General features: G+C 66.2%; 9 protein-coding genes. 1 reads left to right on the top strand and 8 read right to left on the bottom strand.

The annotated features are described in order from the left end of the window. Positions 1–18: 18 nt before the first annotated feature. The 4 genes from glmM to rlmE all read right to left on the bottom strand — a co-directional run bounded on the left by glmM (position 19) and on the right by rlmE (position 5,267). The gene (glmM, locus tag HOP53_RS19615) at positions 19–1,368 is read right to left on the bottom strand and encodes a phosphoglucosamine mutase (protein WP_234271550.1); all 1,350 of its coding nucleotides are present in this window, start codon (positions 1,366–1,368) and stop codon (positions 19–21) included. Then, on the bottom strand, positions 1,361–2,227 hold the full coding sequence (gene folP / locus HOP53_RS19610; protein ID WP_479688672.1) for a dihydropteroate synthase: 867 nt from the start codon (positions 2,225–2,227) through the stop codon (positions 1,361–1,363). The genes glmM and folP overlap by 8 nt, the downstream gene beginning before the upstream one ends. Positions 2,228–2,310: 83 nt before the next feature. Next, the gene (gene ftsH, locus HOP53_RS19605) at positions 2,311–4,332 is read right to left on the bottom strand and encodes an ATP-dependent zinc metalloprotease FtsH (RefSeq protein WP_234271548.1); all 2,022 of its coding nucleotides are present in this window, start codon (positions 4,330–4,332) and stop codon (positions 2,311–2,313) included. A gap of 224 nt (positions 4,333–4,556) precedes the next feature. Further along, the gene (rlmE, locus tag HOP53_RS19600) at positions 4,557–5,267 is read right to left on the bottom strand and encodes a 23S rRNA (uridine(2552)-2'-O)-methyltransferase RlmE (RefSeq protein WP_234271547.1); all 711 of its coding nucleotides are present in this window, start codon (positions 5,265–5,267) and stop codon (positions 4,557–4,559) included. Positions 5,268–5,431: 164 nt separating this feature from the next. Between rlmE and yhbY the strand changes: the two genes are divergently transcribed. Beyond that, positions 5,432–5,758, top strand: a complete 327-nt coding sequence (yhbY, locus tag HOP53_RS19595) for a ribosome assembly RNA-binding protein YhbY (protein ID WP_234271546.1) — start codon at positions 5,432–5,434, stop codon at positions 5,756–5,758. A 109-nt stretch (positions 5,759–5,867) separates the two neighbouring features. Here the strand turns inward: yhbY and greA are convergent, their stop codons facing one another. From greA to dapB, 4 genes are all read right to left on the bottom strand, one after another. Then, positions 5,868–6,344, bottom strand: a complete 477-nt coding sequence (gene greA, locus HOP53_RS19590; RefSeq protein WP_234271545.1) for a transcription elongation factor GreA — start codon at positions 6,342–6,344, stop codon at positions 5,868–5,870. Beyond that, positions 6,341–9,571 (bottom strand): carbamoyl-phosphate synthase large subunit, encoded by a 3,231-nt coding sequence (gene carB, locus HOP53_RS19585; protein ID WP_234271544.1) that lies wholly within the window; start codon positions 9,569–9,571, stop codon positions 6,341–6,343. The genes greA and carB overlap by 4 nt, the downstream gene beginning before the upstream one ends. A gap of 57 nt (positions 9,572–9,628) precedes the next feature. Next, positions 9,629–10,774 (bottom strand): glutamine-hydrolyzing carbamoyl-phosphate synthase small subunit, encoded by a 1,146-nt coding sequence (gene carA, locus HOP53_RS19580; protein WP_234271593.1) that lies wholly within the window; start codon positions 10,772–10,774, stop codon positions 9,629–9,631. Positions 10,775–11,029: 255 nt separating this feature from the next. Next, positions 11,030–11,836 carry a 4-hydroxy-tetrahydrodipicolinate reductase gene (dapB, locus tag HOP53_RS19575; protein WP_234271543.1) on the bottom strand — a complete coding sequence of 269 codons (807 nt, stop codon included), beginning with the start codon at positions 11,834–11,836 and terminating at the stop codon, positions 11,030–11,032. Positions 11,837–11,878 lie beyond the last annotated feature (42 nt).

Genomic DNA, 11,878 nt, shown 5'->3' with positions numbered 1-11,878 from the left:
CAACCGTTGCGGCGGTTGTCAACCCAACTCTCCCTCGACCTGAGCGGCCAGGCGCTGCGCCAACCCCTCGACGTCGAGGTGCGCCCGCCCTTCGACCATCACGCGAATCAGCGGCTCGGTGCCCGAAGGGCGCAGCAGTACGCGTCCTTCGTCGCCCAGCTCCGCCTCCGCCTCGGCCACGGCATCCTTGACGGCCGGGCTCGCCATCAGCGCCTTGGCATCGCTGCCCGGGGTCAGGCGCACGTTGACCAGCACCTGCGGCACCTTCTCCAAGCCGGCGAGCAGCGCGTGCAGAGGCTTGCCTTCGCTGATCATGATCGCCAGCACCTGCAGCGCCGAGACGATACCGTCGCCGGTACTCTGTACGTCGGCACAGACGATGTGGCCGGACGACTCGCCGCCCAGTTGCCAATCGTTGGCCAACAGGCGCTCGACCACGTAGCGGTCGCCGACCTTGGCGCGCTCGAAGGGAATGCCCATGTTCTCGAGCGCCATGGCCAGACCGAAGTTGGTCATCAGGGTGCCGACCACGCCACCCACCAGCTGGCCGCGCTGATGCCGGTCGAGGGCAATCAGGTAAAGAATGTCGTCGCCATCGATCTCTCGACCGTCGGCATCGACCATCAACACCCTGTCGCCGTCACCGTCGAAAGCGATACCCAGATCGGCGCTCTGCTGGATCACCGCCGCCCGCAGGGTGGCCGGCGAAGTGGAACCGACGTCGCGGTTGATGTTGAGACCGTCGGGGCTGGCCCCGACCAGGCTGACCTCGGCGCCCAGCTCGCGGAACACGCTGGGGGCGATGTGATAGGTGGCGCCGTGGGCACAGTCGAGCACCATGCGCAGCCCGTGAAGGCTGACCCGGTTGGGAATGGTCGACTTGCAGAATTCGATGTAGCGACCGGCAGCGTCGTCGATGCGCATCGCCTTACCCAGCTTGTCCGCCGCCACCGTGGTCAGCGGCTCGTCCAGCATCGCCTCGATACGCTCTTCGAGCTCATCGGCGAGCTTGGTGCCCTCGGTGGAGAAGAACTTGATGCCGTTGTCGGCAAAGGGGTTGTGGGATGCCGAGATGACGATGCCGGCATCGGCACGGAAGGTACGCGTGAGATAGGCGATGGCCGGGGTGGGCATCGGGCCGAGCAGCGCCACGTCGACGCCGGCGGCGGAGAGGCCCGCCTCCAGCGCCGATTCGAACATGTAGCCCGAGATGCGCGTGTCTTTGCCGATCAGCACGCGAGCGCGCCCCGACTCACGGGCCAGCACCCGCCCCACGGCCCAGCCCAGCTTGAGCATGAAATCCGGTGTGATGGGATACTCGCCCACCGTCCCACGAATGCCATCCGTACCAAAGTATTTTCTAGTCATTCTCGCAGCCTTCCCTAAGCACGGCCCAAGTCATGTTCACCGCATCCATGGCAGGGCCAACGTCATGGACGCGCAGGATACGCGCACCGCGCTCGATCGCCAGCGACGCCAGCGCCAGCCCGCCGGGCAGACGCTCCTCCACCGGCCGACCCAGCACCTTGCCGATCATGCTCTTGCGCGACATGCCCACCAGCAGCGGCAGCTCCATGTCAGCCAGCCGCTCCATGCGGTTGAGCAGGCGCAGATTGTGTTCCACGGTCTTGCCGAAGCCGAAACCGGGGTCGAGCAGCAGCCGCTCGCGTCGCAGCCCGGCGGCCTCGCAGGCCGCCACCCGGGCGGCGAGGAAGCCGGCCACCGCCTCCTCGATGGGCTCATCGTAGTGAGGCGCCTGCTGCATCTCGTGAGGCTCGCCCTGCATATGCATCAGGCACACCGGCAGGCCGGTGCCGATCGCCGCCTCCAGCGCGCCCTCGCGCTGCAGAGCGCGCACGTCGTTGAGCATGCCGGCACCGAGTTGAGCGGCCTCGCGCATGACGTCGGGATTGCTGGTATCCACCGACACCAGCGCATCGAGTTCGCACACCAGCCGCTCGACCACCGGCGCCACGCGGTCCAGCTCCTCCTGGGTGGCCACCGGCTGCGAACCGGGACGAGTCGATTCGCCTCCCACGTCGATGATCGCCGCGCCCTCCGCCAGCATGCGCTCGGCGTGACGCAGGGCATCGTCGATGGCGACATGGCGGCCGCCGTCGGAGAAAGAGTCGGGAGTGACGTTGAGAATCCCCATCACGCGGGGGTAGGAGAGATCCAGTCGATGCCGCCCACACGGCAGCCAAATCGCTGAAGGAGAATCTGTCATGTCATGCATCCTGTGACATGGGTCGCGTCAGGTCGCCCCACGGCAAAGGCGCCCCGGTGGGGCGCCTGTGTCGGCATCGCGGTTCACGATCCGGCGGGACCGCCCAGCGGGTCAGAGGGACGTCGGCGAGGCTCGTCGTCCTCATCCTCGTCGCCGTGGTCTCCGCCATCGCCGCCTTCGCCACCGCTGTCGGTCGGCTGTGGTGCCGGCTCCGCTTCGGGCTTGGGCTCGGCGCCACCGCCGACCGGCGCGCCGGTGCCCGAGTCGCCGTCTTCCCAGTCCTTGGGCGGACGCGGCGTACGGCCTTCCATGATGTCCTTGAGCTGATCGGCGTCGATGGTCTCGTACTGCATCAGCGCTTCGGCCATGGCGTCGAGCTTGTCGCGATTCTCCTCGAGGATCTGCTTGGCCTTGGCGTAGCACTCGTCGATGACCTTGCGCACCTCCTTGTCGAGGCGTGAGACGGTCTCGCCGGACTTCAGCTTGCCGCCGCCCTGGCCCGGGCCGCCGAGGAACTGATGCGACTCGTCCTCGTCGTACATGATCGGCCCCATCTCCTCGGAGAGGCCCCACTTGGCGACCATGTTGTGGGCCAGCTCGGTGGCGCGCTTGATGTCGTTGGACGCCCCGGTGGTGACACCGTTCGGCCCCAGCGTCATCTCCTCGGCGATACGGCCGCCGAACAGCGAGCAGATCTGGCTGAGGATCTGCTGACGCGACAGGCTGTAGCGATCCTGCTCGGGCAGGAACATGGTCACGCCCAGGGCGCGGCCGCGCGGAATGATGGTGACCTTGTAGACCGGGTCATGCTCAGGCATCACCAGACCGATGATGGCGTGGCCCGACTCGTGGTAGGCCGTGTTGAGCTTCTCCTTGTCGGTCATGACCATGGAGCGGCGCTCGGCGCCCATCATGATCTTGTCCTTGGCCAGCTCCAGCTCTTCCATGCCCACCAGGCGCTTGTTGCGCCGCGCGGCGAACAGCGCCGCCTCGTTGACCAGGTTGGCCAGGTCGGCGCCGGAGAAGCCGGGGGTACCGCGGGCAATCAGCGACGGCTTGACGTCGTCGGCCAGCGGCACCTTGCGCAGGTGCACGTTGAGGATGTGCTCGCGGCCGCGGATGTCGGGCAGCGGCACCACCACCTGGCGGTCGAAGCGGCCCGGGCGCAGCAGCGCGGGGTCGAGCACGTCGGGACGGTTGGTGGCGGCGATGACGATGATGCCCTCGTTGGCCTCGAAGCCGTCCATCTCCACCAGCAGCTGGTTAAGCGTCTGCTCGCGCTCGTCGTTGCCGCCGCCCATGCCGGCGCCGCGCGAACGGCCCACGGCATCGATCTCGTCGATGAAGATGATGCAGGGGGCCTGTTTCTTGGCCTGCTCGAACATGTCGCGCACGCGGGACGCACCCACGCCGACGAACATTTCGACGAAGTCGGAGCCGGAGATCGAGAAGAACGGTACCTTGGCCTCGCCGGCGATGGACTTGGCCAGCAGCGTCTTACCGGTACCCGGCGGCCCAACCATCAACACGCCGCGGGGAATGGTGCCGCCCAGGCGCTGGAACTTGGATGGGTCGCGCAGGAAGTCGACCAGTTCCTCGACCTCCTCCTTGGCCTCGTCGCAGCCGGCGACGTCGGCGAAGGTGGTCTTGATCTGATCCTGGGAGAGCAGCTTGGCCTTGGACTTGCCGAAGCTCATCGGCCCGCCCTTGCCGCCGGCGCCACCCTGCATCTGGCGCATGAAGAACATGAAGATGGCAAGAATCAGCAGGATCGGGAAGCTGGCTATCAGCAGTCGCGTCCACAGACTCTGCTCCTGCGGCTCGCGCCCTATCACGGTGACGTTATGGGAGAGCAGGTCGTCGATCAGCTTGGGGTCTTCCGCCGCCGGCCGGATGGTCTGGAACTGAGAGCCATCGGCGCGCTCGCCGGTGATCCGGTAGCCGTCGATGGTCACGCTGCGGACCTGCTGGTTCTGCACCTGCTGGACGAACTGGGAATAGTTCATCGTCTGCGGCGTCGTGTCGACGGTGAAATTGTTGAACACCGTCAGCAGCACTGCCGCGATGACCAACCACAGGATCAGATTCTTCGCCATATCATTCAAGGGACTACCCTCATTGCAAGCTACTCTCGGCCAACGATGCCTGGCTTTAAGACCACGAATGGAGAGGCCATGTTCCGCCTCGCGGGCCGTACCCGCACCATCCCACACTGTGGCACAGTTGGGCGGCCATGTCTGGCCATCGCGCTATTAGTCTATAGCTATTATCGATCGCCCAGGACCGGCGGCGCCGCACCCTGGCTCGTGTCGTCGGGCCGAGCCGCGGCTCAGCCCCGAAATCCGTCTGCCAGCAGGTAGACCTCGCGCGAACGGGCGCGGGACGCCTCCGGCTTGCGTGTCACCACCTTGGTAAAGCTCTGACGCAGCTCCTGCAGGTAGGCATCGAAGCCCTCGCCCTGGAACACCTTGGCCAGGAAGCGGCCGCCGGGGCGCAGGGTCTGGCGCGCCAGGTCCAACGCCAGCTCCACCAGGTACATGGCCTGGGGCTGGTCGATGGCGCTCATACCGCTCATATTGGGGGCCATGTCGGACATCACAAGGTCCACCGGCCTGCCGTCGAGGGCGGCGAGTATCGCCTCCAGCACGGCTTCCTCAGTGAAGTCGCCCTGAATGAACTCGACGCCGGCCAGGGCATCCATCTCGAGGATGTCCGAGGCGATCACCACCCCGTCGGGGCTTACGCGGTCGGCCGCCACCTGACTCCAGCCGCCCGGGGCCGCGCCCAGGTCGATCACGCTCATGCCGGGCTTGAACAGCCGGTCCTTCTCGTCGAGCGCCAGCAGCTTGTAGCTGGCACGGGAGCGATAGCCGTCCTGCCAGCTCTGCTGGACGAAGCGGTCGTCGAAGTGCTCCTTGAGCCAGCCGGCGCTGCTCTTGCTGGCACTGCTCTTGCCGGCACCGCCTTTGCTGGCACCAGGCTGCTGGCGGCGCGAGCCATCGGATGCGCCGTTGCGGGACGAGGAAGTGGATCGAGCCACACGATCACCTTGACTGAAGACGCCGAGCGAAGCGCAGACATGCCGGCCCGGTTCGTTGTGATGCAGAGCTGGACGAGGGCCCACCGGGCCTTGCCATGCTTTCGCCGGCGCACATTTCACCGTACCATGACAGGTTACGCGCAACCGGGAAGACGCAAGATACCATGAGCTTGTCACAGGCACAAAAGAAAGCATTTCGCAGCATCGGCCACCATCTCAACCCGGTGGTGACAGTGTCGGAGAACGGTGTCTCCGAGGGCGTGCTGGCGGAACTCGACCGGGCGCTCGCCGATCACGAACTGATCAAGGTGAAGCTGGCCCTGCCGGAGCGCGACGACCGCGCCGCCATGCTCGAGGAGCTGTTGGCGGCCAGCGGCGCCGAGCGCGTGCAGACCATCGGCAAGATGGCGCTGCTCTACCGCAAGAGCCCCCAGGCCAACCCGAAGCTCTCCAACATCAAGCGCTTCGAGAACCACCACGGCCGGCACTGAGACCCACCGGCAAGCCGCCGGAAGGCCCAAAGGAGCCAGAGCCCAAAAAACAAGCCCGCGACATGATGTCGCGGGCTTTTTCTTCGTACCGGGTTGAGCTCGGCTTGGCTCAGCGATGCTCGACGCTGGAAATCTCGTACTCGACCTCACCGCCCGGCGTGCTGACCACCACCACGTCGCCCTCCTCCTTGCCGATCAGGGCACGGGCAATGGGCGAGGTGACGGAGATCTTGCCGGCCTTGATGTCGGCCTCGTCCTCGCCGACGATCTGGTAGCTCACCTCCTCGTCGCTGCCGAGGTTGATCAGCTCCACGGTGACGCCGAAGATCACCTTGCCGGTTTGCGGCAGCTTGGCCACGTCGATCACCTGGGCGTTGGAGAGCTTGCTCTCGATCTCCTGGATACGCCCCTCGATGAAGCCCTGCTGCTCACGCGCCGCATGGTACTCGGCGTTCTCCTTGAGATCGCCATGCTCACGCGCCTCGGCGATTGCTGCGATCACCTTGGGGCGCGCCTCGCTCTTGAGCTCCTCGAGTTCCTTGCGCAGGCGTGCTTCGCCGGCAACGGTCATCGGGACCTTGTTCATTGCGTTGCTCCTGCATGCAGTTCCTGTAACCGCCGCACCGTGATCTCGTTGCCATATTCCAGCGCCATGCAAACGGCACTCGCCCCTGCCAGGGTGGTGGCATAGGGCACCTTGCGGGCCAGTGCGGTACGGCGGATTACCGAAGAGTCGTTGATCGCCTGGCGACCCTCGGTGGTATTGACGATATAGGCGATGTCATCGTTCTTGAGCAGATCGACGATATGCGGACGACCTTCATAGACCTTGTTGACGACTTCCACCTCGAGGCCTGCGGCTTCGAGGGCTGCGGCGGTGCCGCGAGTCGCGCACAGGGTGAATCCCAATCCTAGCAGAGAACGGGCAATCTCGATAACTCCCGCCTTGTCCGGTTCACGCACCGAGAGGAACGCCTTGCGCTCGCCGGTCAGCGCCGGGATCGCCTCGCCGGCGCCCAGCTGCGCCTTGTAGAAGGCCTCGGCGAAGGTCTCGCCCGAGCCCATCACCTCGCCGGTGGACTTCATCTCCGGCGACAGGATCGGATCGACCCCGGGGAACTTGTTGAACGGGAACACCGCCTCCTTGACGCTGAAGAAGTGCGGCACGATCTCGCGGGTGAAGCCCTGCTCGGCCAGGGTCTTGCCAGCCATGCAGCGGGCGGCGATCTGGGCCAGCGAGGTGCCGATGCACTTGGAGACGAAGGGCGCGGTGCGCGAGGCGCGCGGGTTGACCTCGATGACGTAGATCTCGCCGTCCTGCCACGCCAGCTGCACGTTCATCAGGCCCACCACGCCGAGCTCGACGGCCATGCGCTTGACCTGCTCGCGCATCTCGTCCTGCACTTCGGCGGGCAGCGAGTAGGGCGGCAGTGCACAGGCGGAGTCGCCGGAGTGCACGCCGGCCTGCTCGATGTGCTGCATGATGCCGCCGATCACCACTTCGTGGCCGTCGGAAACGGCGTCGATGTCGATCTCGATGGCGGCATTGAGGAAGTGGTCGAGCAGCACCGGCGAGTCGTTGGAGACCTTGACCGCGTGGGTCATGTAGTTCTCCAGCTCGTCGGCGGAGTAGACGATCTCCATGGCGCGGCCGCCAAGCACGTAGCTCGGCCGCACCACCAGCGGGTAGCCGATCGCCTCGGCCTTGGCGAAGGCCTCGTCGAAGCTGCGCGCGGTGGCGTTGGGCGGCTGCTTGAGGCCCAGCTTGTCGATCATCTGCTGGAAGCGCTCGCGGTCCTCGGCGCGGTCGATGGCGTCCGGGGTGGTGCCGATGATCGGCACGCCGGCGGCCTCGAGCTCACGGGCGAGCTTGAGCGGGGTCTGACCGCCGAACTGCACGATCACACCGACCGGCTGCTCCTTGTCGGCGATCTCCAGCACGTCCTCCAAGGTCACCGGCTCGAAGTAGAGGCGATCAGAGGTGTCGTAGTCGGTGGAGACGGTCTCCGGGTTGCAGTTGACCATGATGGTCTCATAGCCGTCGTCGCGCATGGCGAAGGCGGCGTGGACGCAGCAGTAGTCGAACTCGATGCCCTGACCGATGCGGTTGGGCCCGCCGCCCAGCACCATGATCTTCTGACGATCGCTGACCTCGGCCTCGCACTCCTCCTCGTAGGTGGAGTACATGTAGGCGGTGTCCGAGGCGAACTCGGCGGCGCAGGTGTCGACGCGCTTGTAGACCGGGCGGATGCCGGCCTTCTGGCGCGTGCGGCGGAATTCCTTCTCGGAGACGCCGAGCAGCTTGGCCAGGCGCGCATCGGAGAAGCCCTTGCGCTTGAGGCGGAACAGCTCCTGGGCGCTGAGTTCGGAGAGCGAGCGCTTGGCCACGTCGTGCTCGATACGCACCAGCTCCTCGAGCTGGACCAGGAACCAGGGGTCGATGTTGGTCAGGGCGAAGATCTCTTCCACGCTCAGACCGGCGCGCATGGCGTCGGCGATGTAGAAGATGCGCTCGGCGCCGGCGGCCTGCAGCTCACCCTTGATGTGCTGCATGGCCTCTTCGGTGAACTCGCTCACCTTGGGGTCGAGGCCGTCGTTGCCGGTCTCGAGGCCGCGCAGGGCCTTCTGCAGCGACTCCTGGAAGGTACGCCCGATGGCCATCACCTCGCCCACCGACTTCATCTGGGTGGTGAGGCGGTCGTTGGCCTGGGGGAACTTCTCGAAGGTGAAGCGCGGAATCTTGGTGACCACGTAGTCGATGGAGGGCTCGAACGAGGCCGGGGTGCGGCCGCCGGTGATGTCGTTGGAGAGCTCGTCCAGGGTATAGCCCACTGCCAGCTTGGCGGCGATCTTGGCGATCGGGAAGCCGGTGGCCTTGGAGGCCAGCGCCGAGGAGCGCGACACCCGCGGGTTCATCTCGATGACCACCATGCGCCCGGTCTTGGGGTCGACGCCGAACTGCACGTTGGAGCCGCCGGTCTCGACGCCGATCTCGCGCAGCACCGCAAGCGATGCGTCGCGCATGATCTGGTACTCCTTGTCGGTCAGCGTCTGCGCCGGGGCCACGGTGATGGAGTCGCCGGTGTGCACGCCCATGGGGTCGAAGTTCTCGATCGCACAGACGATGATGCAGTTGTCGTTTTTGTCACGAACGACCTCCATCTCGTACTCCTTCCAGCCCAGCAGCGACTCGTCGATGAGCAGCTCCTTGGTGGGCGAGAGGTCGAAGCCGCGATCGCAGATCTCCTCGAACTCCTCCTTGTTGTAGGCCACGCCGCCGCCGGAGCCGCCCATGGTGAAGGAGGGGCGGATGATCACCGGGAAGCCGAGTTCGGCCTGGATCTCCCAGGCCTCTTCCATGGAGTGGGCGACCTTGGCCCGCGGGCACTCCAGGCCGATGTTCTTCATCGCCTTGTCGAAGCGGTCGCGGTCTTCGGCCTTGTCGATGGTGTCGGCGTTGGCGCCGATCATCTCCACGCCGTACTTTTCCAGCACGCCGTGCTTGTCAAGCGCCAGCGCGCAGTTGAGCGCGGTCTGGCCGCCCATGGTGGGCAGGATGGCGTCGGGGCGCTCGGCCTCGATGATCTTCTCCACCGCCTGCCAGGTGATCGGCTCGATGTAGGTGGCGTCGGCCATCACCGGGTCGGTCATGATGGTGGCCGGGTTGGAGTTGACCAGGATGACCCGGTAGCCCTCCTCGCGCAGCGCCTTGCAGGCCTGGGCGCCGGAGTAGTCGAATTCGCACGCCTGGCCGATGACGATGGGGCCGGCGCCAATGATCAGGATGCTGTTTATGTCGGTACGCTTGGGCATGTCGGTTCCCGCGGCTGGATTCGTTGAAAGCAGGCGATAAGACGAAGGCGGCGCCGCTCAGCGGCGCTCACGCATCATCGTCACGAAGCGGTCGAACAGCGGCGACACGTCGCGCGGTCCGGGGCTCGCTTCCGGGTGCCCCTGGAAGCTGAAGGCCGGGCGATCGGTCAGCTCGATGCCCTGCAGCGTGCCGTCGAACAGCGAACGGTGAATGGCGCGCACGTTGCCCGGCAGGCTCGCCTCGTCGACGGCGAAGCCGTGGTTCTGGCTGGTGATCATCACGTGGCCGCTGTCGAGGTCCTGCACCGGGTGGTTGGCGCCGTGGTGGCCGTGGTTCATCTTCACCGTCTTGGCACCGGCGGCCAGCGCCAGCAGCTGGTGACCGAGGCAGATGCCGAACACCGGCACGTTGGTCTCGAGGAGCTCCTGGATCGCCTTGATGGCGTAGTCGCAGGGCGCGGGGTCGCCGGGGCCGTTGGCCAGCAGAATGCCGTCCGGATTGCGCGCCAGCACGTCGCTGGCCGGGGTCTGCGCCGGCACCACGGTGAGGCGGCAGCCGCGGGAGGCCAGCATGCGCAGGATGTTGTACTTTACGCCGTAGTCGTAGACCACCACGTGGAAGGGGCGCTCGCTGCCACTGGCATCGGCGTTACCCTGGCCCAGCACCCACTCTGCCTCGTTCCACTCGTAGGCCTGCTTGCAGCTGACTTCCTTGGCCAGGTCCATGCCCTTGAGCCCGGGGAACGCCCGCGCCGCGGCCAGCGCACGCTCGACGGCGTCTTCGCCCTCGGCCTCCCGCCCCGCCAGGATGGCGCCGTTCTGGGCACCCTTGTCGCGCAGGATGCGGGTCAGACGGCGGGTGTCGATGTCGGCGATGCCGAGCACGTTCTGGCTCTTGAGGTAGTCGGAGAGCGACTGCTCGGAGCGGAAGTTGCTGGCGATGAGCGGCAGGTCGCGGATCACCAGGCCGGCGGCGGCGATCGAGCCCGACTCGACGTCTTCGGCGTTGACGCCGGTGTTACCGATGTGCGGGTAGGTCAGGGTCACGATCTGTCGGGTGTAGGAGAGGTCGGTGAGGATCTCCTGATAGCCGGTCATGGCCGTATTGAACACCACCTCGCCGCTGGTTTGCCCATCGGCGCCGATGGCGGTGCCGTGAAACACACTGCCGTCTTCCAGGGCCAATATCGCGGGTCTGCTCAATGCGGGGCTGTTCAAGACAAGGTCCTCCCATGCTGGTGCGAGCCTGAGGGGCGCAGGCTCGGCGGCTATCGTCGCGGCGACAGATTTGGCTCGTAAAAAAGCGGGACGAAGCCGATGGAACCGGTTTCATCCCGCTTGTTGTCTCTGTTTGCTCGGGGCTGGCCACGCAACAAGCGCGCAGTTGGACTGCTGTTTTCAGGCGCCCGGCCAAAATTTTGGAGATGTTACAGGATTCTGCCCTTCTCGACCACCCCTTTAGTCCAATCCGAGCACGTCCTGCATGCCGTATCGACCGCTTTCCTGGTCGGCCACCCAGCGCGCCGCCCGCACCGCGCCCTTGGCGAAGGTCATGCGGCTCGAGGCCTTGTGGGTGATCTCGATGCGCTCGCCCTCGGTGGCGAACATCACCGTATGCTCGCCAACGATGTCGCCGGCGCGCACCGTGGCGAAACCGATCTCCTTGGGATCCCGCGGCCCGCACTGGCCGACACGCTCGAACACGCCGTGCTCCTTGAGCGTGCGCCCCAGCGCCTCGGCCACCACCTCGCCCATCTTCAGCGCGGTGCCGGAGGGCGAGTCGACCTTGTGGCGATGGTGGGCCTCGATCACCTCGATGTCGTAGCCCTCGTCGCCCAGCGCCCGGGCCGCCGTCTCGAGCAGCTTGAGGGTCAGGTTCACCCCCACGCTCATGTTGGGAGCGAAGACGAAGGGCAGCCGCTCGCGGTAACCGTCGAGCTCGGCCAGCTCGTCGTCGGAGAGCCCGGTGGTGCCGATCACCATGCGCTTGCCGTGCGCTGCGCAGAAGGCCAGGTTGGCCAGCGTGACCCGGGGGGCGGTGAAGTCGATCAGTACGTCGAAGTCGTCGACGATGGCATCGAGGGAGTCCACCGCGGCGACACCCAGCTTGCCGAGCCCCGCCAGCTCGCCAATATCGGCCCCGGCCAGCGAACTGCCCGGCTCGACGATACCGCCGGCCAGGGTGGCACCGGCATCCTCCTGCACGGCGTTGACCAGGGTGCGGCCCATGCGGCCGGCGACACCGACGATGGCGATACGGGTCATGCGGACTCCTGCGAAAGCTGACGAGTGGGGATCGAGGCAGTA

Source organism: Billgrantia ethanolica (assembly GCF_021404305.1).
Taxonomy (GTDB): Bacteria; Pseudomonadota; Gammaproteobacteria; order Pseudomonadales; family Halomonadaceae; genus Halomonas; species Halomonas ethanolica.
This window is presented reverse-complemented; position numbering and strand designations above follow the sequence as displayed.